A 22976-nucleotide genomic window follows, 5' to 3' on the forward strand; every position below is an offset into this window, starting at 1 on the left:
AACGAAAGTAGAACATGACGATCGGCGCCTGGGAGCTGCCAGACGAGCTCGTGCTGCTCCGCGACACCGTGCGCAGCTTCATGGATGCCCACGTGCATCCAGCCGAGGAAAAGCTGGACCACGATACCGTCGGACTCCCGCGCGAGCAGTTGGTCGCATTGCAGGCAAAGGCGCGCGAGCTGGGACTGTGGGCGTTGCAGACACCAGAAGAGTATGGCGGTGCCGGACTGGGTGTGCTCGGCCAAGTCGTGGTGGCCGAGGAAGCCGCGAAATGCCGGATGGGGGCCTTCTTTCCGGCCCTCGGCGCGTTCGGGGGCAACCCGCCTAACCTCATGTTCAAAGCGTCTCCCGAGCAATTCGCAAAGTACGCCCAGCCAATCATCGACGGGACGATGACCAAGGCCTACACCGCGATCACCGAGGCCTCGGGCGGATCCGATCCCGCGCGGGCCATCCAGCTGAAGGCGGTCCGGGACGGCGACCACTACGTGCTCAACGGCTCCAAGATGTGGATCTCGCATGCGCCCGATGCCGACTGGGGGGTCGTCTACGCACGCACCGGCGAGGGTCGCAATGGAATCTCGGCCTTCATCCTCGAGAAGGGCACCGCAGGAGTCACTTTCAACCGCATCCCGGTCATGGCCTCCTTCGACCCGTACGAACTGCACTTTGACACGGTACGGGTACCGGCCGAACGTCTGGTCGGCGCAGAAGGGCAGGGCTTCGCGCTGGCCAGCGACTTCCTGGTGCACGGCCGGATCGTCTATGCGGCGGGCCCGATCGGCATCGCGCAGTCGGCCCTCGACATGGCGTGCCAATGGGCAAAGGACCGCAACGTGTTCGGCGGCCGGCTCGCCGACAAACAGGGGATTCAATGGATGCTCGTCGACAGTGAAGTGGAGCTGCGCGCGGCCCGGCTGTTGATGTACCAGGCAGCATGGAACGCCGACCTCGGCCGCCACGTCCGCGTCGACGCCTCGGTCGCCAAGATGTACGGCACGGAGGCCGCCTACAAGGTGCTCGACCGATGCATCCAGATCCACGGTGCCCTCGGCATCTCCACCGAGCTTCCCTTGGAACGCTGGTTTCGCGACCTGCGCGTCAAACGACTCGGCGAAGGAGCCACTGAGGTTCAACGCGAAGTCATCGCCCGGTCGTTGGTCAAGTAGTCGGCCTCATGCGCAGTCTCGCATCCCGTTACCCGCTGCGGAATCAAGAATCCCGCCCCCACGACAGTACTCACCTAGTAAACTACGTTAACCAGGTACGCGCACCGCGGCTGTGCCACGCCTGGCCCCGCCAGCAGGACGGATGTGGGTAGATGCAGAAACCGATGACCGGCGTGCGTGTTCTTGAGGTCGCGCAGTTCACCTTTGTCCCATCCGCGGGCGCGGTCCTCGCCGACTGGGGTGCCGACGTCATCAAGATCGAGAACCCCGTGACCGGCGATGCCCAGCGAGGACTCGTCACGGTTGCCGGTCGCTCGCCTACCGCACCGGGGGTCTCGTTCTCGCCCATGGTCGAAGCACCCAATCGCGGTAAACGCAGCGTCGGGCTGTCCCTCGCACTGAACCAGACTCGGCCCGTGTTCGAGGAACTCGTCCGACGCAGCGACGTCTTCCTCACCAACCTGCTTCCCAAGGCGCGGGCCAAACTTCACCTCGACCTCGACGAGATTCGGCGGATCAATCCGTCGATCATCTACGTCGCCGGCAGCGGATTCGGAAGCGAGGGACCAGACCGCGACACCGGTGCGTATGACGCGACGGCATTCTGGGCGCAGGCAGGCAACGCCGACGGCGTGACGCCAACCCATTCGGAGGTCCCCACGGGCATGCCGGCGGGCGCGTTCGGCGACAATATCGGTGGCATCACGATCGCGGGCGCAGTGGCGGCCGCCCTCTACGGCAGACAGACGACAGGGCAGACATCCGACATTGATGTGTCGCTGCTGGCTGTCGGGGCGTGGGCCAACCAGTCCAACGTGAACCTGGCCATGCTCTACGGCTGCCCGCTGCCGAAGATCGACCACCGCACCCAGGCGCCAGGCAACCCCCTTACGGGGGCCTACCGATGTTCCGACGGGCGCTTCATCCAGCTGTCGATGCTGCAGCCAACCCGCTACTGGGCCCCGGTGTGTCAACTCTTCGGGCTCATAACGGCCGCCGTCGACGAGCGGTTCGCCACGCTCGAGTCGCTGGCTGAACACACCGACGAGGCCACGGCGCTGCTGGCCGAGGCCATTGGTGCGCGGACGTTTGACGAGTGCACGCACCTGCTGCAACGACTACACGGTCAGTGGGCGCCGGTGCAGGACGCGTGGGAAGTCGCCAACGACGAGTCGATGATCGCCAACGGCCGCATCGCCAAGGTCCGCGACACCCAAGGCAAGGAACAACGTCTGGTAGCGAATCCGGTGAAGTTCGACAGCGGGGCTGCACACCTGACCCGGGCACCGATGTTCGCCGAGCACACCGACGAGGTGTTGCGGGAACTTGGCATGGACGACCACGAGCTCACCGAGCTGAAGATCGAAGGCGCCATCACCTGACTCACGACGGCTTACGCTCATACGAAACTGAAGTTAAGCAGCGGATTCCTCGCACTCTGCCTGCATAGCTTCAGTCTCGGCGCCGGACATCAGGTTTCGTACAGCCGGCAGCGGTCGATAAGGAGCTGCGCCAGCCGTTCCGGATGGCTGATCATCAGGTCGTGGCACGCGTCGACGGGGATGACCTCCTGCACGCCGCCGAGTGCCGCGATGCTGGCCCGCTGCGACTTCTTCGACAGTGCCCTGTCGCGGGTGGTGAGTATCCACGTGCGCGGCACGTCATCGGGAAGCGCGCTGCGGTCGACGGGTTCGCCTGGGATGCAGGCGGATTCCGGATACAACCGCGATAGGGCGAACTCCCGTTGGTGCGACGACATGCCGTTGCAGAACGCGTACTGCGCCGCGAATCGCGGCACCTTCGTCGGCTTTCCCGATCGCGCACCGCGCCGGGCGAACCACGCCAACGGACCACCGAGGGTGTCCACGATCGCCAGCCCCTGCGGCGGAACAAACGCGGCGGCGAGGATCATTTCACGCACTCGCGCAGAGCCGAGCTTCGCGACCACGCCGGGCACCGTCACTCCCGCCATGGAATGACCGACGATCACGATGTCGCCAAGCCCTTCCCGCTCGATGTCGGCGACCACGGACTCCACCCACTGATCGATCGTCGCGGTCGCAAGGTCACCAGGGGTTCGACCGCGACCCGGCAGGTCGACCGCCAGGATGCGCAATTCTGGAGCGCGGCAACGCAATTCTGGAATGACGAGATCCCAGCAATCGGCGGCGTGTTCACCACCATGCACAAGTACGATATCGGGCAATGGCATTTTCGCAGGATCCCTTTCTTAGCCGCTCAGTCCGGCCAGACTTCGTCGCATGACTCAGCGTGACGAGGCGGTGCTGATGGCATGGTCTGGGGCGTCCGGGAGAACAGAGGTGCGGGCGACGGTTGGCGCACGCCATCGATCTCGATGAACACTTCCCGCTCCTTCAGGTGTGCGTCGGCCGGTGCTTCCGCCATGCTCAACACCGGCGTCACGCACGCGTCGGTGTTCGCGAACACCGCGCTCCATTCGTCCCGAGACCGCTGCGCGAAAGTGTCTGACAGCACCGCGTGCATCGCGGGCCAGCGAGATTTGTCCCGCTGCGGACCGACGGTCTCGGGGTCGATGTCCAGGATCGCCAACATCTCGGCGAAGAACTCCGGCTCAAGGGCGCCGACGGCGACGTAACGACCGTCCGCGCATTCGTAGGTGCGGTAAAACGGCGCCGAGCCGTCAAAGATGTTGGCGCCCCTGTCATCTGACCAACGTGCGTCGGCGCGCATCGACCAGACCGCTTGGGCGAGCTGGGCGGCGCCGTTGACGATGGCCGCGTCGATCACTTGGCCTCGGCCCGAGGTCTGCCGCTCGATGAGGGCGGCCAGTACCCCGATGACAGCGGGCATCGATCCTCCGCCGTAGTCCCCGACGAGGTTCAACGGTGGCACCGGGGGCTGTGAGGCGGGGCCGATCGAATGGAGCAACCCGGTGAGTCCGATGTAGTTGATGTCGTGGCCGGCCTCCAACGCTCGTGGGCCCGTCTGTCCCCATCCGGTCAATCGGAGATACACCAGGGCAGGGTTGGTCGCGCAACAGACGTCGGGGCCCAGGCCGAGACGCTCGGTCACACCTGGGCGAAAACCCTCGATCAGCACGTCGGCTCGGTCTATGAGCCGCCGGATCGCGGCGTTGTCAGAGGAATCCTTCAGGTTCGCCTCCACCACTCGGCGCCCCCGCAGCTGCGGGTTCGCCCGCGCTCCGAGTTGACCGGCCCGTTGCACCCTTACGACGTCCGCACCCAGATCGGCAAGCACCATGGCCGCGTGCGGACCCGGCCCCATGCCCGCCAGTTCGATGACCCGTATGCCCGAGAGCGCGGCTGCCTGCGTCACCCCGCCACCGTAAAGCATTCTGACGTCGTGTACATATAATTCTTGGTGTTCTAAGCGCTAAAGCGACTAGAACGTCATGGCAAGAGCCTGTGATCTGACGTTATCGTCATCATATTGCCGAAAGGTTCCCCATGAACCCGTTGTCCGGCGTCACCGTCGTAAGCCTTGAACAAGCCGTGGCGGCACCGTACGCCACCCGCCAGCTCGCCGATCTCGGCGCCAGGGTGATCAAGGTCGAGCGGCCCGACGGTGGTGATTTCGCCCGCGGCTACGACCACAGTGTCCACGGTGACTCCAGCTACTTCGTGTGGTTGAACCGAGGCAAGGAGTCGTTGACTCTCGATCTGAAAAGCGCCGAGGGGCAACGAATCATGCACCGACTGCTCGTCGACGCGGACGTGTTGGTGCAAAACCTCGGCCCGGGCGCGACGACTCGGTTGGGTCTGGATGCCGCGATGCTGGCCGCCGAGTACCCGCGGCTCGTCGTTTGCGACGTCACCGGCTACGGCGGGACCGGCCCGTGGCGGGACCGCAAAGCATATGACCTCCTGGTGCAGGCCGAAGCCGGGCTGTTGTCGGTTACCGGAACGGGTGACGAGGTCGCGCGTACGGGCGTGTCGGTCGCGGACATCGCGGCCGGGATGTTCGCCTATTCGGGGATTCTCACCGCTCTGTACATTCGCGAAGCGACCGGCGAGGTGCGACCCGTGTCGGTGTCTTTGTTCGAGTCCCTCGTCGAATGGGTCGGCCAGCCGGCCTATTACGCGCACTACGGCGGGAGCGCGCCCCCGCGCACGGGCGCGAAACATGCAACGATCGCACCGTACGGTCCGTTCACGGCCGGCGATGGTGGGACGGTGCTGATCGCTGTTCAGAATCAGCGGGAATGGCGCCGGCTGTGTGACGAAGTTCTGGCTGCTCCGGCGCTGCGCGACGACCCGCGATTCGTGACGAACCCGGACCGGGTGGCCCATCGTGGCGAACTGGAAGCCATCATTCACGCCGCGATCGCGACGATGACCGCGGACGGCTTCGCGCACCGGCTAGACGTCGCGGGCATCGCCAATGCGCGAATGAATGACGTTGCGGAACTGTGGTCCCACCCCGTACTTGCGGGCCGCGACCGCTGGCGAGAGGTCCGCACGCCTGGGGGCGCGATCGATGCGCTTTTGCCGCCGACGACGTTGGCGGGCGTTGAGCCCCAGCTTGGTGACGTTCCCAGGCTCGCCGAGCACAGCCGAATGATCCTGCGGGAGTTGGGCTATACCGACGAGGCTATTTCGGACCTCATCACGACGGGGGTGACCACCGTCGGGTCGGTCACTGACTACGGTGCACCGCCGTCGGCGTAGATCGTCTGACCGGTCACGAAGCCGCACCTGTCCGACAGAAGAAAAGCGATCAGCGCCCCGATCTCGTCGGGCTGTCCCGGGCGATCCAGCGCCGCGTCGAAACCGAAGTCCTCACGCAACGCGCGCTCGAGCGCCTCTTCATACGGATAGCCCTTGGTTTCGGAGACGTAGCCGCGAATAGCATGCAGCGCATCGGTTTCCACCGCGCCGGGCGCAATGCTGTTGGCGCGGATTCCATCCTTGCCATGGGTGCGTGCGATGCCGCGCGTGAACGTCGCAACCGCCGCCTTGAGGCTTGCGTATGGCAGCCTGGGCTCGTGCGGGGCCCGCGCCGAGTACGCGGCGGTGGTGACGATCGCGCCCTTCGTCTTCGCGAGATGTGGCAAAGCGGCCTGCACACTGCGCGTCGTGGCCAATAGCACATCGTGAAAGGCGGCGTCCCACGCGTCATCGTCGGAATCGATCGGCATCATGCCTGCGGTCCCCATCGTGACGGCAATTCCGTTAAGCCGCCCGAGCAATTCAACAGCGTCCTCCACGGCTTTGACTGCTTCGCCAGACCGGCTCACGTCAAACGTCAGACCGTGTGCCGCTTTCGCCCCAGCCTCAGAGAGCAACGCGGCGGCGTCCTTGACCCTCGTTTCGTCACGGCCGATCACCGCGATGGCAGCGCCCTCCGCCGCCAGAACCTTGGCGCCGGCCAAGCCCATGCCGGCAGTTCCTCCGACGACCACGAATGCCTTGTCCCGAACCTGAAGATCCACTGCTGAAAGCCTCCTCACTCATGACGACCGCCGCAGCAGGCTACGGAGAGGCCGCGCCACTAGGGGCAAATATCTGACATTACTGTCGCCATAATCCGATCACGTATTCACATGTATACGCCGATTTTTGCTGCAGATACACGCGTATACGGCGGCGGTTTCCCCGTTGTTTCTGACAGTAGTATACGATAACGTCGGATCCGGAATCGCCGCACCACTGAGACCGGCCAATCCATCCCCCGAGGAGTGACATATGACGATCGACCTTGTGGCTGCCGACAAGGTATTGGCCGGTCTGCGCCCGTTCCCGGTGGCAGTCACCACGATTGACGATGGATTCGCCAACGGCCTGATGTCGCTGTCGGCGGGCTCGGCCAGCATCGTGCCCGAACTGCCCCGAGCCACGGTCAGCCTGACCAAGTACAACAAGACCCACGACATGCTGATCAACTCCGGGGTCTTCGTGATGCACATGCTCTCGGCCGGGCCCGAGGAGATCGACGCCTCAATGGACATCCTGATGACCCTCGGTGGCAGTTCGGGCCGCGACGGCGACAAGATCGCCACACTGCGCACCAAACCTGGCATCACCGGCGCTCCGATCCTGCTCGACGCACACAGCTACGTCGAATGCCGCATCACCGGATCACTGGACAACGACGAGAACACCATCTTCGTCGGCGACGTCGTGGCCGCCGAAGTGTTCAGTTCCGCACAGCGGCTGCGCATCGGCGAAGCCTGGGGCAAACTGCCGCACGACTGGATCGAGCGCTACGAAGCCAACCACGAACCACAGTTGCAGAGCGCACGCGACCTCCGCGCAGCCGCAGCACGCGGCTGAGGGCCTCGGACCTCCGCCGACTCGAGGATGTGCCCGTGACGTTGCACTACAACCTGATGTTTCCGATGCGCGCCGTCAAGCACTGGCAACGTTGGAGTGAAGGGGCCACCCTCGGCGAGATTGCTAGAGCGGTGGAAGACGCTGGTTTTCAAGGCTTTTCGATGAGCGAGCATCCCTTCCCCGACAAGCAGTGGTTGGCCAACGGTGGGCACCACGCCTTCGACCCGTTCGTCTCGCTCAGTTTCGCGGCCGCGGCCACCACCAGGCTGAGGCTGATGACCTACATCCTGGTGTCCGGCTACCGGAGTCCCTACCTGACGGCCAAGGCGGCTGCCAGTTTCGACCTGTTGTCTGGCGGCCGGTTCACCTTGGGAACAGGCGCCGGATACCTGAAATCGGAGTTCGAGGCCCTCGGCGCTGACTTCCACCGCCGCGGAGCGCTTTTGGACGAGGCGATCGCCGCGTGGAAGGCCACCTGGGCGGGCCAAGAACACGACGGTCCTGAATTCGGGGTCAGCGACCACGTTGCTCTGCCCCTGCCCGCCACCGCCGGCGGCCCCCCGATCTGGATCGGAGGCAACAGCAAGGCGGCCCGGCGACGGGTGGTCGATACCGCCGACGGCTGGATACCGATGGGCCAGTCCGCTGAGATGGCTGCGATCACCCGCACTCCCCCGCTGGAGGACATCACCCGTCTCGCCAGCCTCATCTCGGGAGTGAACCACCAGCGGGCCGAGCACGGCCGAGAACCCGCTGACGTCTCGTTTGTTCCCTTCGAAGCGGACAAACTCGTCAGCGGCGATTGCGGGGATTTCATCGAATCGGTCAGGCCACGGCTGACGGAATACGCCGCAGCCGGGGTCACCTGGATCACCATCGAGCCGGCCAGCCGCAGCTTCTCCGACTTCTGCGCAGACGTCGACCTCATGGCCACCGAACTGGTCACGTAACACGATGTCGCTCAGCCAAGAAGAGAACATGCTCGTGCGCACGGTGCGTGAGTTCGTCAACAGGGACGTCAAGCCGACCGTTCGCGAGGTCGAACACGCCAACGAGTACCCGGATGCGTGGATCGAACAGATGAAGCGCATCGGAATCTACGGCCTGGCGGTGCCTGAGGAGTACGGCGGATCGCCCGTTTCGATGCCATGCTATGTCGAGGTTACCCAGGAGCTCGCCCGCGGCTGGATGAGCTTGGCCGGCGCGATGGGCGGGCACACCGTCGTGGCGAAGCTGCTCTCGTTGTTCGGCACCGAGGAGCAGAAACAGGCGTACCTGCCTGTCCTGGCGACCGGCGAGCTCCGGGCCACCATGGCACTCACCGAGCCGGGCGGCGGTTCCGATCTGCAGGCGATGACGACGACCGCGCGCGCCGACGGGGACCAGTTCGTCATCAACGGGTCCAAGACCTGGATCAGCAACGCCCGACGATCGGGACTCATTGCGCTGCTGTGCAAGACCGATCCCGATGCCACTCCCCGCCACAAGGGCATCTCGGTGCTCTTGGTGGAGCACGGCCACGGCCTGACGGTGTCGCGGGATCTGCCCAAGCTCGGATACAAGGGTGTCGAATCGTGCGAGTTGTCGTTCGACGACTGCCGGGTGCCTGCGTCTGCGGTGCTCGGCGGGGTAGCCGGAAAGGGTTTCGGCCAAATGATGAAGGGACTCGAGACCGGACGAATTCAGGTGGCGTCGCGGGCTCTGGGAGTAGCGACTGCCGCGCTGGAGGATGCATTGGCTTATTCGCAACAGCGGGAGAGCTTCGGCCTACCCATCTGGAAGCACCAGTCGGTCGGCAACTACCTCGCCGACATGGCGACCAAATTGACGGCCGCACGCCAACTCACGCGATATGCCGCTGAGAAGTTCGACAGCGGCGAACGATGCGACATGGAGGCGGGGATGGCCAAGCTGTTCGCCTCAGAGACCGCCATGGAGATAGCACTGAACGCGGTCCGAATTCACGGTGGCTACGGCTATTCCACAGAGTACGACGTCGAGCGCTACTTTCGAGATGCCCCATTGATGATCGTCGGCGAGGGCACCAACGAGATCCAACGCAACGTCATCGCTGCGCAGCTGGTTTCCCGCGGGGGCCTCTAGCACCCATGCCAGTTGCGTTGACGATGTAACCAGCGTGCCCGATCGATTCCGTCGTCGAGCCTCACACCGCTAAACCGGCGGATACGCGGGCGGCGGGTATACGCCCCGAAGTATCCACGCGAACCAACTCATGCCGTACTCCAACTCGTCGCTTGCGTCGTAGTCCGGGTTGGGATCCATTTCTCGCCCTCTCGTGCACGGCACCTTGATACGTTGACCACTGTAGCCTCAAACCGCTAGATAGTTATATGTTTCTAGGTAGATTGGCTCGGCCAGTGTCTTCGGTGCGTGCCGATGAGAGTCCGGGCCGGTAGTACCGCGGCGGAAGGTTCTGAATGCATGACAGCACAACGCGGCACCGGCACCTCACCATCGACGTCGGACCGAGCCGTGCCGACGTGCTTCTTCGTCACCGACGGCCGCGACTACATCCCCACACCTCTTGCGAGGGGGCCGTGGGGACCGTCGCTCAGCGGCAACTACATCGGCGGATTGCTAGGCCGCGCGGTCGAACAAGAAGTCGATGACGTCGACCTGCAGCCCGCCCGTCTGACGGTCGACTTGCTCAGGCCGGTGGTACTGCAACCGGTGCAGGTGCATTCGTCCGTCGTGCGTCACGGCCGAAGAATTCGGCTCGTGGACGCGGTCATGATGCAGAACGACGCGATCGTGGCACGCGCCAGCGCGATGTACCTTCGCCGCAGTGCACATCGCGAGGACGGGGTGTGGACATCGCCCATCACCATGCCGGCGATTCCAGCCGAACCCGATGTCGTGCCCGACGACCTGCCCATGCTGTTGCATTCGTACGGTCGCGATCCGGTTGCGGGCAGTCCAGGCGTCGGAGTCACCGAGTGGAGACACCACGGGCAGAAGTTCGCGTGGGTGCGCGAGACCAAACTGCTGGTCGATGACGAGCCCCTGTCGCCGTTCACTCGCGCGGTGATGGCCGGCGATGTCACCAGTTCGCTAACCCATTGGGGCACTGAAGGGTTGCGGTTCATCAACGCTGACTACACAGTTTCCCTCAGCCGGTTGCCGGAGGGCCCCTACATAGGACTGGCATCGGTCACGCATTACGACCACGGCGGGGTCGCCACCGGCGTTGCAACGTTGTTCGACGAAGCAGGACCCATTGGCAGCGGGCTGGCAACGGCGCTGGCGAACCCGGGCTTCGCAGCACCTCCGTCGATGATCTCGACCTGACCGAGAGAACGTCGGATGAGAGCAGAGCCGCGTCGACGCCGGACGCGTGTCGACGATTACCGCTCACTCACCTCGAAATTCGGCTGCACGCCGCTGCCGGAACGCGCGCACGCCTTCGGCGAAATCTGACGTGTTGATCAAGCTCTGCTGGCCATCGGCTTCGATCGCCTGCACCTGCTCGAGTTCGGACAACGTGGCGGCCACCAATGCCCGCTTGATCCACCGATACGCCTGCGTCGGCCCGGCGGCCACAGTTCGGACCACCTCCGCGAGCTCGGCCTCGTAGTCTGCGTCATCGACGACGTGCGAGATCATCCCCCACTCGAATGCCGTTGCTGCCGAGATCTTTTCGGCGGTCAGAGCCATCCGGGCCGCTCGAGCCCGCCCGATCGCGGCCGGTAACAATACCGCGGCGCCGCCGTCGGGCATCAGGCCGACTTGGCTGAACGCGAGCTGGAAGAATGCCGATCGTGCCGCCACCACCAGGTCGCAGGCCAGCGCGAGCGGACAGCCGAACCCAACGGCGGGCCCGTGCACGCCAGCGACGACCGGCTTAGGCAGTGCGGCGATCGCGCGGACGACGTCGTTGGCGGCCTGCGCGGCACCGCGGGTGTCACCGCCGCGAAGGTCGCCACCCGAACAGAACGCACGCCCCGCCCCCGTCAGCAATACGGCACGCACCGAACAGTCGCCCGCGGCGTCATCGAAGCTGGCGACCAACTGGTCGAGCAACGGGGTGTCGACGGCGTTCAGCTTGTCGGGACGATCCAACTTCAGCCGAAGGATCCCACCGTCACGGCTCGCCGAGATGCCGTTCACCGCATCGCCTTCTACAGGCCCAGATCGCGGCCGATGATGTCCTTCATGATCTCGGTGGTGCCACCGAAGATCGTCATGATGCGGTTGTCCATGTAGTCGCGGGCAACCCGATACTCCGTCATGTACCCGTAGCCGCCGTGCAACTGCACGCAGCCATCGATGATCTTCTTCGCCGTCTCGGTGCACCACCACTTGGCCTTCGACGCCTCGACTGCGGTCAGTTCGCCGTCGACCACCGCCTGCAGGCACCGGTCGATGTACTGCTCGCCGATCTCGAGTTCGGTATCCATCTCGGCGAGCAGGAATCGGTTGTGCTGGAAGCTACCGATCGGCTGACCGAACGCCCTGCGGTCCTTGGCGTATTGCAGTGTCTGCCGCCAGGTTTCGCGTGCTCCCGCGATGGCCGAGATCGCAATGGACAGCCGCTCGGATGGAAGGTTGTGCATCAGGTGATAGAAGCCACGCCCTTCCTTGCCCAATAGGTTCGCCGACGGCACCCGCACGTTCTCGAAGTTGAGCTCAGCGGTGTCCTGGTAGTGCAGCCCCATCTTGTCGAGCTTTCGCCCGCGGGTGAAGCCCTCCATGCCCGCTTCGACCACGAACAGGGTGAAGCCTTTGTGGCCTGCGTCGGGATCGGTGCGGCACACCACCACGACAAGGTCACAGTTGATGCCCGAGGAGATGAATGTCTTGGCCCCGTTGATGATCCAATCGTCGCCGTCGCGCACGGCCGAGGTGCGGATGCCGGCCAGATCACTGCCCGCACCGGGTTCGGTCATCGCAACGGCCACGATGAGTTCGCCGCTGGTGATACCTGGCAACCAGCGCTCTTTCTGCTCGTCGTCGCTCAACGACGAGAAGTACGGGCCTACCACGTCGTTCTGCAAGCTCAGCGCGGGCGCCGGACCGCCGTAGCGGGCGATCTCTTCGTCGATGACGGCGTTGAACCGGAAGTCGTCGACGCCGCTGCCGCCGTACTCCTCGGGCATGTTGAAACCGATCAGGCCGTACTTGCCCGCGGCGATCCAAGCCGATCGGTCCACCAGACGATCAGCCTCCCACTGCTCTGCGTTCGGCACCAGCTCATGCTCGATGAACTGCTGCACCGTATCGCGAAACGCCTCGTGCTCGGCCTCGAGGACAAGTCTCTTCATACCCGGGTCACTCTCCGTACATGCGGCGCATCTCCTCGCCGACCTTGCCTGACACCCGCGAGACCACCTGAGCCCCACGCTTTCTCAAGTCCTCATCGGGTACCGGCAAGACAACCGCGCCGGATTCCCTGGAGGGCAACAGCACCTTGGCGGTGCCCTTGGTGGTGGACTCGTCGCGCTGGTTGGTGGCGAAAACCTCCAACGACACCGTGTCGGTGGGCCCGTCGCCCTTCGCCGTCACTTTCCCGGTGCAGCGGTGGATGTCGCCGTGATAGTTGAATCCGCGCATCTGCAAATCCATCTCCGCCAGCCAGCCATCGTCGCCGATCCAATTGGTCAGCAGATGGCTGACCCAAGCCGCGCGCATCTGTCCGTAGTCGTAAGGCGCCGGAATTCCCAGCGCCTGCGCTCGATTGGGATCCCAGTGCAACCGCTGAACCACGTCCGGGACGCCGTACTCGTCGGGCTGATAAAACGCGGGCATCCGCTTGCGTAGCTGATGTGCGAACTTCAACGGGCCGACTCCGTAACCTCCCCAGCCCCAGCCCATGTGCATGCTGATGATGTCCACCACCGTCAGCGGACCCTTCATGACAGAAGGCAACTCGTCGCCGACGTTGACGTCTTCCCACCATTGCGGCTCCGCTCCGCGACGCTGCTCTGCCTCGTAGGCAGCCTCGACCTCGGCGAACTCCTCTTCGGTCCAATGCTGGCGCTGGATGCCCGCGAGCTTGCCGGACTTCTTGGAGCCGTGACGTTCGGCGTTGATGTAGGACTCGTCGCGGGTGGCGACCGGGTTACCATCGACGTCGACGTAGAGGTACCGAAAGGTCTCCTTGACCGATCGTCCGCCCGAGAACTCGCTCTCCTTCACGACGACGTCTAGCGTGAAGTTCTCCATCAGCACCGGGCGGCCCGCATAAATGGGTCGATACCACGTCCATTTGACACCGGAGTAGTACTTCCCCGTTCCACGGAACAGTCCCCGGAACAGCTTCTTGCGTTCGGGGTCGGTGAACTTGGGCGTCTGGTCCAGCCCGGTGGTGATCGGGAAGGTCGGCGGCGCGATCTGGCCGTGCCAGCGAGTGCCACGGCCGTATTCGGGGTCGTGAAAAAGCGGGTTGTCGTCGCCGCACCCGAAGGCAAAGTGGGTGATGCCGTCGGCCTGCGGCAGCTTGTTCCACGGCTCGTCGCGCTGGAATACGGGGATGCCGATCTGCGCCTTGGCGCGTTCGATGTCCTCGTCGGTGATGCGCCCTTCGACGGCGGCGGTGTCGGCGTCGGATGCCTCGGTTGTGGTCATCGGATCCTCCTAGAATTGCAGCATTGCGCCGGCGTCCACCTTGAACTGCACGCCGGTGACGTAGCGGGACTCGTCGGACGCCAGGAAGCAGACGACGTTCGAGACGTCCTGGGGCTCGATGTACGGAATGGGCATGGGCTGCATTGCCGGGAATGCCAGCAGGGCGTCCTCAGCAGTGGGATTCTCCAGATCCGGCCGGAATACGCGATACATCGGTTCGCTCTGCAGCATCGGCGTGTTGACATTGGTCGGGTGAACGGCGTTGGCGCGGACGGAAAGTGGGGCCAGCTGCAACGCCAGCGCCTTCGTGTACTGATCTACGAACGACTTGGCGAGGTTGTAGCCCGTGCCGCCGGGCCCCGTCGGCCCAACGCCTGCGCTCGCGGCCTGCGTCGCGGCGATCATGCCCGCGATGGAGCCGGTCGTGATGATCGACGCGCCGCTCTTGAGATACGGCAGCGAAGCGTGAACGGTGTTGACCACGCCGACGAAGTCGACGTCGAATGCGTCGGCGAACGCGGTGATCGGCAAATCGCCTCCGAGCGGGCAGATGCCGGCGTTCGCCACGACCACGTCCAGGCCTCCGCCGAATTCGGCTACGGCATTGGCGAGTTCACGGGTCAGCGTCTCCTTGTCCCGGACGTCGACCTGGGCGGTGTAGGCGCGTCTGCCGGTCTTCTCGACTTCGAGCCCGGCTTCCTCGAGGTCGTGCGGCGTCGCCAGCGGGTACTTGTTGTTCTCGATGTCGCGGCAGATGTCGAACAGGATGATGTCGGCACCCTCTTCGGCCAGTTTGACCGCGTGGCTGCGGCCCTGACCGCGGGCACCACCGGTCACCAGAACGACTTTGTCCTGTACGCGTCCCATGACGTCACCTTTCAATCGGATTGAGATACAGCCGTGAGCTTCTCGAGCGTCGCGACGAGTCGTCGGCGATCGACCTTCAACGCCGCGCCGCGCGGAAGCTCGTCGAGGACGAACACCTGTGCCGGGACCTCGTAGGGCGTCAACGAAGCCCGGCAATGAGCCCGCAACTCATCACCCGTCGCTGTCATCGCGGATCTGAGTTCCACCGCGGCGACCGGGATCTGCCCGAGGCGGGCATCGGCGAGCCCCGCCACCGCCGCGTCGGCCACCGCGTCGTGCGTGCGTAACGCCCGCACGACCGTCTCCGGCGCGATCTTGAACCCGCCCCGCACGATGACATCGTCGGCACGGCCGTCGATGTAGACGTATCCGTCTTCGTCGATGTGGGCGAGATCGCTTGTGGTGACCCAGTGCTCGGCGGAGTCGGCGACCTGCGCAGAGGCGACCTGCAGCCGGCCGGTTTCACCAGCAGACAGCACTGTGCCGTCCTCGTCGATCACCCGCAATCGCACACCGGGGAAGGGGCGGCCTACGCTGCCCTTCTTCTGCGACCACGACGCGCGGAAGTCCTTCGCCGTCCATCCGGCCACCGCGCCCGCGAACTCCGTCGCGCCGTAGGTGGTCAAGATCGGGATGTTGTAGCGCTCGAGGAACGCATCCACCAGATCGGGATCCACCGGAGCAGTGCCCGCGATCATGGCGCGCAGGCTGGAAAGGTCTTCGGACGGGATGTCGGAGTCCAGCACCGTGCGGATAGCAGGCGGCGGAAGGCCGCCGACTGTCGGTCGATGCTCGACAATCGCCGCACGCCAACCTTCCACCGTGAACCGCTGCAGCATCACGATGGGCCGTGCGGCCACCAGCGCCGTCAGAAGGGACCACAAGCCACCGATGTGCACGATCGGAAGCGTCACCATCCCAACAGCACCCGTGAACGGCGGCTTGTCTCTTGCCGCCGGCCGGTCGTTGTGCTTCAGCGCCGCCGACAGCGATGCCTCGAGTTGCCTGCGGCCCAACGGCACACGCTTGGCAGGTCCGGTCGTGCCCGAAGTCAGCATCTCGATTGCGGTCGCCGGTTCGCCGCTGCGCGACTCGCGCGACGCGTCGGCGCGCCGTGCAACCTCCGTTCCGTCCAGGCTGAATGCGGTGGCTCCAAGTTCGGCGATGGCATCGGCGAATACCTGTTCGTCCCACAGGTGCTCAGGGGCCATGACGTAGTCGGCGCACGACGCGACCAGGTCCGCGCTGAGCCGCTCTGCCGGCTGCAGCGGGCTGATCGTGACCAGCGTGCGCTCGGCGCGGAAAATCGCGATGAGTGCCGCGACCGACTCCATGCGATTGCCGAGCACCACGGCAACACGTCCGCCTGATCCGCAGCCCGCCGCTGCCAGCTCGCCGTCGATGCGCTCGGCCAGCGTCCGGATCTGACCCCAGGTCGACCACTGCCCGTCGCACTCGAGCATCCGCGCGTCGTCGTGGGCACCCCACAGCCGGCTCAGCGCCTCTTGGATGCTCGTCATCGTCGCTTTCTGAAGGGCTCGGCGCCACATGCGCCATCTAGTTAAATGTATACAGACATGGTTTACTAGGTCAACCTTCTGAAAAGGGGCGCGGATGGACTTCGGCCTGACCGGCGAACAGGAACAACTCGCCGACGCGGAGCGGTCATGGCTGGACCGAAACGATCCCCTTGCGCGCCTGCGACAGAGCCTCGATGCGGCGCCGATCACCGTCGATCCCGCTGCCGTCGCCCATGCCGCGGAGTCCGGACTGCTGGCACTTTTGACCCCGGACGTCGGCGGCACCCACGTCGACCTGGCCGTGTGCACAGAGGCGCACGGATACGCGGCAAGCTCGTTGCCCCTGGCCGATCTCGCGATCGGCGCCTGGCTGCTGGAGCGGACGGGCCTGCCAGAGGCAGGCGCAACAGCGGAGGGCGAACTGCTCGTCGGGTTGGCGCGCGCGAGCGGTCCGGTTTCGAGCCCTGTCCCGATGGCCGCCGACATGGATGGCTTTGCCGTCGTGAGACGAATCGATGACAGGGATTTCGTCGCACTGGTCCGTCATCCGAAACTCGTGGCAATGACGACCCTGGACCTCACTCGGTCGTGGGCGCGAGTGGATCTCGACGAGTCGGCACTCAACTGGTCGGAGTTGCCCACTGGGACAGTGCAACACGTGACCGACGCATTGGCCGTGCACCGCGCGTTCGACGCGCTCGGCGGTGCGGCGCGGCTGCTCGAGATGACGGTCGACTACGCGGGCCAACGCGAGCAATTCGGCACGGCGATCGGTTCGTTCCAGGCGGTCAAGCACCATTGCGCCGACATGGCGGTCGGTGTGGAGGCCGGTCGCGCGTCGCTGTGGGCTGCCGCCCTGGCGTTGGACGAAGCACCGGCCGAAGCGCGGTCGCACGCCGCATCGGCGGCCGTCGCCTACGCGAAGTCCGCGGCCAGCCGGGTGGCTAGCACCGCGCTGCAGGTCCACGGCGGCATCGGGTTCACGTGGGAGCACGACCTGCATCTGTTCCTGCGCCGGATCAAGGTCGACGAAGCCGTCAACGGAACGGTCGCCGAGCACCGCGCCGCCCTGGTCGCCGTCTAGGCGCGAGGTAGGCCGAGGCCTCGCTCGGCGATCAGGTTGCGCATGATCTCCGAGCTGCCGCCTGCAATCGTGTACGCGCGGGCATACAGCCACTCGTCCTGCCAGCGGCCCTGGTCGAGGACGTTGTCGTCGCCCTCGACAAGCACGCCCGACTCGCCTGCCAACTCGACCGCGAAAGCCGCGATCTCCAAATTGATTTCGCTGAACATCAGCTTGCTCATCGGCGCGTCGTGCATGCGCTCGTTGCCCCGAAGCCAACGCGTCAGGTTCGCATACGTCAACGCCGACAACGCCTCCACCTCGGCGCTGTATTGACCAATTCGGTCGCGGACCCGATCGCTGTCGATGGCCGGCCGACCGTCGATTTTCACCCTGCGGGCCAGATCGATCAGTGCATTCACGGCCAATCTGAGCTTCACCACAATCCCGCCGACATTGGTGCGCTCGTGGGCCAGCGTGGCGTTGGCAATGGCCCAGCCCTGGCCTGGCGTACCGATCATCGCATCGGCTGATACCTCGACACTGTCGAAGAACACTTCGTTGAAGTCGGAGGTGCCCGTCAGCTCGCGCAGCGGTCGCACGCTGACGCCGGGCGCGGACATGTCGAGGATGAACGCGCTGATGCCCTTGTGCTTAGGCGCGTGGGGGTCGGTGCGCGCCAACAGATAGCCGTATCGCGCCCAGTGCCCGTCGGTGGTCCACACTTTCTGGCCGTCGACCCGATAGGTGTCCCCGTCGCGCACGGCGCGGGTACGCAGCGACGCCAGATCACTGCCGGCCCCCGGCTCGCTGAACAACTGGCACCACAGTTCGCGGCCCGTCCGGATCTCGGGGAGATGTCGTCGACGTTGTTGGTCTGTGCCGAAATGGATCAGCGCGTGCGACGCCAGCACGCTACCGCTCTGCGCACCGGGCGCCTGCGCGCGAGCGAGTTCCTCCCCGACGATGATCGAGTGTTCGGGAGTACGGTCGTCGCGCCCTCCGAATTCGACAGGCCAGTCCGCTCCCACGTAGCCCGCCTCGTAGAGACGTCCGGTCCACTCCTGCAATGACTTGAACTCGGCGTCGTTCTCGGCGCTGCGCACTCCCGCGCGCGGCGGGATCGCCGGCGCGTGCTCGGCGACGAACGCCCGCACCTCGGCGCGGAACTCCGCCAACTCCGGGCTCATGCCGTATTCCATCGTTGTCTCCGTTGGCTATCGAGAGAGGGCCTGCTCGCGGCGCTTCTCGCGCGGCATGGCCAAGACAGCGGTCGCCGCGCGATCTCGCAATGCCTCCGCGCGCCCGACCGACACAGCGTTGGCCTGGGCCCGTCGTAACAGCAGGTGGACGGGATGCTCCCAGGTGAAGCCGATGCCGCCGTGGACCTGCAACGCGCCTTCGGAGGCCAGTACCGCAGCATCGAAGGCGGCGGCGGCAGCCAGCTCGACAATGTGCTCCGACGCGTCTGGATCGGCGTCGGCGGCAGAAACGAGCAGACTGCGGGCGCCTTCCAAGGCCACCAGGATGTCCGCGCAGCGATGCGAGATCGCCTGGAAGCTGCCTATCGGACGACCGAACTGCTCACGCTCGCATGCCCATTCGACGGCCATCGCCAACGCCCTCGAGCCGACGCCGACCGAATCCGCCGCCACCGCAAGCAGGGCCCGGCCGCGGGCAGTGCGCAACCCGTGCCGCAAGTCGGTCCCGTCGCACAGCACCTGTCCGGCGGCACCTGTCAGGGTCAGGCTTCCGACCGTCGCCGTGAGGTCGAGTGGCTGATGAGCTTCCACGTCGACACCGTCGGCGCCGGGGTCGATTTCGACAAGCACCTCGCCGTCGTGCCCGGTGGCCCGCGCCAACACCAACAACACCTGAGCCGTCGGCACGCCCGCGACGATCGGCACCACACCGGTCAGCTGGGTTCCATCCCACTCAGGCAGCTCCAGTCCCGTTGTCAGCCAGCCGGAGTCGTGCAGCGGAACCGCGAAGGCCGCAGGCGCGCCCGCAGCGATGCGTTGGGCCACCGCCTTCGCACCGACCGCGACCGCCACATCGAGAGCAGTCACCGTGGGAACGAGCGGCGCCGGTGCGAGTGCCTTGCCCGCCTCCTCGATCGCTGCGTAAAGCAAGTGCCTCGGCGCACCCCCGCCGCCGAGCGCCTCGTCGACGGCCAGGCCGGGCAGGCCGAACTCGACGAGCGCCGACCACACGGCGGGGTCGGTGGCATCGTGCGGTCGTTTCCGGTCCAGCAGCGTCTCGACATCCACCCGCGCTTGCAGCGTCTGGGCCAGCACATGGCGCAGTTCACGCTCGTCCTCCTCGGCGACGGCAAGCGGTGCACCGGGGACCACCGCGGCGGCCCGCCGGCCATCCCCGCGGTGCGACGGCAGGCCGAGCACGGACTCGGCGATCGTGTTGCGCTGGATCTCGGCGGTGCCCGCACCGATGGTCGTCGCGCGACTCATGAGATAGCCGAATGTCCAGCGTCCCTTGTCGATCGCGTCGGGCGCTCGACTGCCCAGCGACGCGTGCGGACCGACGGCCCGCATCGCCAGCGCATGCATGTGTTGTTCGAATTCCGACTTCACCAGCCGGTTCACCGACGCCACGCCGCCGGGATCCTCACCGCGAAGGACGGCGGCCAGGGCGCGGGCGCTGTTGGCCGCGATGGTGCGCACGCCCGACTCCAGCCGGGCGACGTCCTGGCGGACGTGTGGATCCGCGTCGAGCTGCCGCGAAACCACCAGTTCGATGACCTTGTCGGCGGTGCGTCGGTATTTGAACTCGTCGGCCAAAAACGCGGTGGCTCTCTCATGGCCGAGCGAGGTCCGCATGATCGACCAGCCCTGCCCCTCGTCACCGACGCGGTTCCCGACGGCCACCTCGACGTCGTCGAGGAACACCTCGGCGAAGTGCGCCCCGCCGCTGATATCGCGCAGCGGCCGCACGGTGATGCCGGAACTGCGCATGGGAATCAGTAGGTAGGTGATGCCGTCAGTGCTGCGTCCGGGCGGGCCGGTGCGCACCAGCGCGAACATCCAGTCGGCCCGGTCGGCCATCGTCGTCCACACCTTCTGGCCGGTGACCCGGTACACGTCACCGTCGCGGGCGGCGCGGGTGGATAACGAGGCCAGGTCACTTCCCGCTCCTGGCTCGGAGAATCCTTGACACCAGAACTCGTCGGCACGCAACAACGGCCGCAGGAATCGCTCCTTCTGCGCGACGGAGCCATGCTGGATCAGTGTGGGCGCGAGGATGAATGAGAGCGGGCATGGGTGCGGGGGTGCGCCTGCGGCGGTGGTGATCCGGTAGTAGTCGAGTTGTTCTTCAAGCGACAGCTCCAGCCCGCCAACGGACTTCGGCCAGCCCGGAGCGGCCAGCTCGTTGTCGACGAGTTTGGCGTGCCAGGCGCGGGCGGCCTCGATGCGGTCGGGCTTGGCGGACTCGTTGGCCTGATCGCGCACGCGTTCAGCCAATAGTTGCCGAAGCCGGGACCGCCAGTCGGCAGACGACATCGCACCCCACAAAGTTAACTTGGTTACTTATGTGAGCAGTCTCGCCTGTCGGGGGCGGACTTGGCAAGTGCCCCGCTCAATCCTCCTCGAGGATGAGCGCCAACTCCGGGCATGCGGCGACGCCGTCGCGTGTCTGCTCCTCGTCCCCTGGCTTGACCTCGTGGGCTTCGAGGATGCTGTAGCCGGCGTCGTCGATCGGGAACAGATCGGGGTCTACGGCATAGCACTGTGCGTGACCCACGCACTTCGACTGCTCGAGACGAACTTTCATCGTCACTCCTTCCAAGTCAACAGGTCACCCTTATCGCGAAGGTCTCGGTAGTGCGTGCGCTGGGGTTGTCGGTTCTGAATCCCGATGCGCTGCCGGTCATCAGGTATGTGCCACCGGTCATCTCGACCTTGGCAGGGCGACCCAGGTCCGCCCAGTAGCTGCCGGTAAACCCGCCGACATCGGTGATCTCGGCGGACCGCACCGTCAATGCCTCCGTGTTGTCGATCGTCGAAGTCGTGCCTGAACTCTCGTCACCGGTGTTGATTGTGGTCACGGCGCCAGTTGTCGAACAGCTCACGGCGTTCGTCTTGTCCTGGCCCGCACCCCCGATGCTGACTTCGGCGGTGCCCGCAGGCAGGCTGCCCGTCGGGCGCGCAACGGGTTCTGAGTCCGAGCACCCTGCGACGCCGCCGACAATCAACAACGCGGCGGCGCTCGCGACGAGTCGGCTGTGCACCAATCACCTCGATTCCGGCGCTGATTCCGTCAGCGGAATCCGCTAAACATTTTTCCTATTCGACACCCTCGCTCAGGCTGCGGTCAAGCGCGGGAAGTTGAGCATCCTGCGGGCGTTCTCCTCGACGATCAGCGCACACTCGTGGTCGGGCACTTCGGCGAGCACTTCGGCCGCACGCTTGCGCGAGTTGGGCCAGTTCGAATCGCTGTGCGGGAAGTCGATTTCGAGCGTGATGCGGTCGATGCCGATCTCGTGCCGGTTCTTCAGGCCATGCATGTCGTCGATGAAGCACCCCCAGAAGTGCTTACGGAACAAGTCCGATGGCCGGGTGTCGAAGTCGATCGGCTGATAGTAGCGGTGCCGCTCCCAGACGTAGTCGGATCGCTCGAGGATGTAAGGCACCCAGCCGATGCCGCCTTCGGCAAGCGAGATCTGCAGATCGGGGAACTGCTGCAGCTTGCCGGAGAACAGCAGGTCGACGGTCGACCACATCAAGTTCGACGAGAACAGGGTGATCGCCACGGCGAACGGTGCGTCCGGCATCTGCATTTGACCGGCAATGGGTGCCATCGACGAGAACGAGAACCCGGGAACGTAAGAGCCCGAACCGAAATGAAGAGACACCGGCATGTGAGCGTCCGAGCAGACACGCCACAGCGGGTCCCAATGGTCGGAATGAAACGATGGCAACCCCAGTGGCACCGGGCTGTCCGGGAATGACACCGTGCGTGCGCCCTTGGCGGCGACGCGCTCCGCCTCGGCGACGCAGGCGTTGATGTCCCACGTCGGCAGAATGGCCAGCGGGATGTACCGGCCGGGTGCGGTCGCGCACCACTCCTCGATGTAGAAGTCGTTCCACGCCTTCACGCACAGCAGCGCCAGTTCCTTGTCCTTGGCGCGGAAAAATGTTCCGCCGCCGAACCCCGGGAACGACGGAAAGCACAGCGCCGCCTGCACACCGTCGAGGTCCATGTCGGCGACGCGGGCGACCGGGTCATAACAACCGGGGATCATGTCCTCGTACCGGACCGGATCCATGCCCCACTCCTCCGGGGGCTTACCTGCAACGGCGTTCAGACCGATGGTCGGAAAGATCTGGTCGTCGTAGCTCCACAGATGCTTGCCGTCCATTTCAACGATCCGCGGACCCTGCTCACGCCACTTCTCCGACAGACGGTCCTGCCATACGCGTGGGTGTTCGACGAGGTGATCGTCGACCGACACGATCTGGTGATGGTCCTGGAGTGGCAT

Annotated in this window: 21 protein-coding genes and 1 pseudogene; 8 read left to right on the forward strand and 14 right to left on the reverse strand. The window is 65.3% G+C overall.

The window, feature by feature from the left end; all coding sequences use genetic code 11:
- The first annotated feature begins 14 nt into the window (after positions 1–14).
- Together M1248_RS12700 and M1248_RS12705 are read left to right on the forward strand one after the other, a co-directional pair.
- A complete protein-coding gene (locus M1248_RS12700; RefSeq protein ID WP_317148553.1) occupies positions 15–1169 on the forward strand; it encodes an acyl-CoA dehydrogenase family protein in 1155 nt (384 codons plus the stop codon).
- 152 nt (positions 1170–1321) lie between these two features.
- On the forward strand, positions 1322–2551 hold the full coding sequence (locus M1248_RS12705; protein WP_317148554.1) for a CaiB/BaiF CoA-transferase family protein: 1230 nt from the start codon (positions 1322–1324) through the stop codon (positions 2549–2551).
- A gap of 89 nt (positions 2552–2640) precedes the next feature.
- On the opposite strand, the gene M1248_RS12710 is transcribed toward M1248_RS12705, so the two are convergent.
- A complete protein-coding gene (locus M1248_RS12710; RefSeq protein WP_317148555.1) occupies positions 2641–3381 on the reverse strand; it encodes an alpha/beta hydrolase in 741 nt (246 codons plus the stop codon).
- A 26-nt stretch (positions 3382–3407) separates the two neighbouring features.
- Entirely contained in the window at positions 3408–4487 is a 1080-nt protein-coding gene (locus M1248_RS12715; protein ID WP_317148556.1) for a CaiB/BaiF CoA-transferase family protein, read from the reverse strand.
- A gap of 131 nt (positions 4488–4618) precedes the next feature.
- Between M1248_RS12715 and M1248_RS12720 the strand changes: the two genes are divergently transcribed.
- A complete protein-coding gene (locus M1248_RS12720) occupies positions 4619–5839 on the forward strand; it encodes a CaiB/BaiF CoA-transferase family protein (protein WP_317148557.1) in 1221 nt (406 codons plus the stop codon).
- Here M1248_RS12720 and M1248_RS12725 read toward each other — a convergent pair.
- Positions 5815–6603: an SDR family NAD(P)-dependent oxidoreductase gene (locus M1248_RS12725; RefSeq protein ID WP_317148558.1), complete on the reverse strand. Its 789-nt coding sequence runs from the start codon at positions 6601–6603 to the stop codon at positions 5815–5817. The two genes, M1248_RS12720 and M1248_RS12725, sit on opposite strands and share 25 nt — an antisense overlap.
- Before the next feature lie 253 nt (positions 6604–6856).
- On the opposite strand from M1248_RS12725, the gene M1248_RS12730 reads away from it, so the two are divergent.
- From M1248_RS12730 to M1248_RS12740, 3 genes are read left to right on the forward strand one after another with little or no spacing between them, the layout of a single operon-like run.
- Positions 6857–7444 carry a flavin reductase family protein gene (locus tag M1248_RS12730; RefSeq protein WP_317148559.1) on the forward strand — a complete coding sequence of 196 codons (588 nt, stop codon included), beginning with the start codon at positions 6857–6859 and terminating at the stop codon, positions 7442–7444.
- A gap of 35 nt (positions 7445–7479) precedes the next feature.
- A complete protein-coding gene (locus tag M1248_RS12735; RefSeq protein WP_317148560.1) occupies positions 7480–8394 on the forward strand; it encodes an LLM class F420-dependent oxidoreductase in 915 nt (304 codons plus the stop codon).
- 4 nt (positions 8395–8398) lie between these two features.
- Positions 8399–9547 carry an acyl-CoA dehydrogenase family protein gene (locus tag M1248_RS12740; RefSeq protein ID WP_317148561.1) on the forward strand — a complete coding sequence of 383 codons (1149 nt, stop codon included), beginning with the start codon at positions 8399–8401 and terminating at the stop codon, positions 9545–9547.
- A gap of 69 nt (positions 9548–9616) precedes the next feature.
- Here the strand turns inward: M1248_RS12740 and M1248_RS12745 are convergent.
- Positions 9617–9727 (reverse strand): annotated as a pseudogene (locus tag M1248_RS12745) (CAP domain-containing protein); the annotation flags it as partial.
- 159 nt (positions 9728–9886) lie between these two features.
- Here M1248_RS12745 and M1248_RS12750 point away from each other — a divergent pair.
- A complete protein-coding gene (locus M1248_RS12750; protein ID WP_317148562.1) occupies positions 9887–10753 on the forward strand; it encodes a thioesterase family protein in 867 nt (288 codons plus the stop codon).
- Between the two features lie 63 nt (positions 10754–10816).
- Here M1248_RS12750 and M1248_RS12755 read toward each other — a convergent pair whose 3' ends face one another.
- Genes M1248_RS12755 through M1248_RS12775 form a run of 5 tightly spaced genes read right to left on the reverse strand, consistent with a single transcriptional unit; the run spans position 10817 to position 16416 of the window.
- Entirely contained in the window at positions 10817–11572 is a 756-nt protein-coding gene (locus M1248_RS12755; protein WP_317148563.1) for an enoyl-CoA hydratase-related protein, read from the reverse strand.
- A gap of 11 nt (positions 11573–11583) precedes the next feature.
- Positions 11584–12726 carry an acyl-CoA dehydrogenase family protein gene (locus tag M1248_RS12760; RefSeq protein ID WP_317148564.1) on the reverse strand — a complete coding sequence of 381 codons (1143 nt, stop codon included), beginning with the start codon at positions 12724–12726 and terminating at the stop codon, positions 11584–11586.
- A gap of 7 nt (positions 12727–12733) precedes the next feature.
- Positions 12734–14029 carry a MaoC family dehydratase N-terminal domain-containing protein gene (locus tag M1248_RS12765; protein ID WP_317148565.1) on the reverse strand — a complete coding sequence of 432 codons (1296 nt, stop codon included), beginning with the start codon at positions 14027–14029 and terminating at the stop codon, positions 12734–12736.
- 9 nt (positions 14030–14038) lie between these two features.
- Entirely contained in the window at positions 14039–14896 is an 858-nt protein-coding gene (locus tag M1248_RS12770; protein ID WP_317148566.1) for a mycofactocin-coupled SDR family oxidoreductase, read from the reverse strand.
- Between the two features lie 11 nt (positions 14897–14907).
- Positions 14908–16416, reverse strand: coding sequence for a fatty acid--CoA ligase family protein (locus M1248_RS12775; RefSeq protein WP_317148567.1), 1509 nt, complete (start codon positions 16414–16416; stop codon positions 14908–14910).
- A gap of 94 nt (positions 16417–16510) precedes the next feature.
- Here M1248_RS12775 and M1248_RS12780 point away from each other — a divergent pair, with 94 nt between their 5' ends.
- The gene (locus tag M1248_RS12780; RefSeq protein WP_317148568.1) at positions 16511–17500 is read left to right on the forward strand and encodes an acyl-CoA dehydrogenase family protein; all 990 of its coding nucleotides are present in this window, start codon (positions 16511–16513) and stop codon (positions 17498–17500) included.
- Here the strand turns inward: M1248_RS12780 and M1248_RS12785 are convergent.
- From M1248_RS12785 to M1248_RS12805, 5 genes are all read right to left on the reverse strand, one after another.
- The gene (locus M1248_RS12785) at positions 17497–18681 is read right to left on the reverse strand and encodes an acyl-CoA dehydrogenase family protein (RefSeq protein ID WP_317148569.1); all 1185 of its coding nucleotides are present in this window, start codon (positions 18679–18681) and stop codon (positions 17497–17499) included. The two genes, M1248_RS12780 and M1248_RS12785, sit on opposite strands and share 4 nt — an antisense overlap.
- A 15-nt stretch (positions 18682–18696) precedes the next feature.
- Entirely contained in the window at positions 18697–20997 is a 2301-nt protein-coding gene (locus tag M1248_RS12790; protein ID WP_317148570.1) for an acyl-CoA dehydrogenase family protein, read from the reverse strand.
- A gap of 76 nt (positions 20998–21073) precedes the next feature.
- Positions 21074–21268 carry a ferredoxin gene (locus tag M1248_RS12795; RefSeq protein WP_317148571.1) on the reverse strand — a complete coding sequence of 65 codons (195 nt, stop codon included), beginning with the start codon at positions 21266–21268 and terminating at the stop codon, positions 21074–21076.
- 16 nt (positions 21269–21284) lie between these two features.
- Entirely contained in the window at positions 21285–21725 is a 441-nt protein-coding gene (locus tag M1248_RS12800; protein ID WP_317148572.1) for a lipoprotein LpqH, read from the reverse strand.
- A gap of 72 nt (positions 21726–21797) precedes the next feature.
- Positions 21798–22976 (reverse strand): amidohydrolase family protein, encoded by a 1179-nt coding sequence (locus M1248_RS12805; RefSeq protein ID WP_317148573.1) that lies wholly within the window; start codon positions 22974–22976, stop codon positions 21798–21800.

Source organism: Mycobacterium sp. 29Ha (assembly GCF_032883055.1).
Taxonomy (GTDB): Bacteria; Actinomycetota; Actinomycetes; order Mycobacteriales; family Mycobacteriaceae; genus Mycobacterium; species Mycobacterium gallinarum.

What these genes read in the sequence shown, in the direction of transcription:
- M1248_RS12750 (WP_317148562.1), top strand. Translation starts at nt 9,887, where the DNA reads ATGACAGCACAACGCGGCACCGGCACCTCACCATCGACGTCGGACCGA.
- M1248_RS12790 (WP_317148570.1), bottom strand. Translation starts at nt 20,997, where the DNA reads ATGTCGTCTGCCGACTGGCGGTCCCGGCTTCGGCAACTATTGGCTGAA.
- M1248_RS12730 (WP_317148559.1), top strand. Translation starts at nt 6,857, where the DNA reads ATGACGATCGACCTTGTGGCTGCCGACAAGGTATTGGCCGGTCTGCGC.
- M1248_RS12720 (WP_317148557.1), top strand. Translation starts at nt 4,619, where the DNA reads ATGAACCCGTTGTCCGGCGTCACCGTCGTAAGCCTTGAACAAGCCGTG.
- M1248_RS12785 (WP_317148569.1), bottom strand. Translation starts at nt 18,681, where the DNA reads ATGGAATACGGCATGAGCCCGGAGTTGGCGGAGTTCCGCGCCGAGGTG.
- M1248_RS12765 (WP_317148565.1), bottom strand. Translation starts at nt 14,029, where the DNA reads ATGACCACAACCGAGGCATCCGACGCCGACACCGCCGCCGTCGAAGGG.
- M1248_RS12770 (WP_317148566.1), bottom strand. Translation starts at nt 14,896, where the DNA reads ATGGGACGCGTACAGGACAAAGTCGTTCTGGTGACCGGTGGTGCCCGC.
- M1248_RS12710 (WP_317148555.1), bottom strand. Translation starts at nt 3,381, where the DNA reads ATGCCATTGCCCGATATCGTACTTGTGCATGGTGGTGAACACGCCGCC.
- M1248_RS12760 (WP_317148564.1), bottom strand. Translation starts at nt 12,726, where the DNA reads ATGAAGAGACTTGTCCTCGAGGCCGAGCACGAGGCGTTTCGCGATACG.
- M1248_RS12775 (WP_317148567.1), bottom strand. Translation starts at nt 16,416, where the DNA reads ATGACGAGCATCCAAGAGGCGCTGAGCCGGCTGTGGGGTGCCCACGAC.
- M1248_RS12805 (WP_317148573.1), bottom strand. Translation starts at nt 22,976, where the DNA reads ATGCCACTCCAGGACCATCACCAGATCGTGTCGGTCGACGATCACCTC.
- M1248_RS12700 (WP_317148553.1), top strand. Translation starts at nt 15, where the DNA reads ATGACGATCGGCGCCTGGGAGCTGCCAGACGAGCTCGTGCTGCTCCGC.
- M1248_RS12780 (WP_317148568.1), top strand. Translation starts at nt 16,511, where the DNA reads ATGGACTTCGGCCTGACCGGCGAACAGGAACAACTCGCCGACGCGGAG.
- M1248_RS12795 (WP_317148571.1), bottom strand. Translation starts at nt 21,268, where the DNA reads ATGAAAGTTCGTCTCGAGCAGTCGAAGTGCGTGGGTCACGCACAGTGC.
- M1248_RS12740 (WP_317148561.1), top strand. Translation starts at nt 8,399, where the DNA reads ATGTCGCTCAGCCAAGAAGAGAACATGCTCGTGCGCACGGTGCGTGAG.
- M1248_RS12705 (WP_317148554.1), top strand. Translation starts at nt 1,322, where the DNA reads ATGCAGAAACCGATGACCGGCGTGCGTGTTCTTGAGGTCGCGCAGTTC.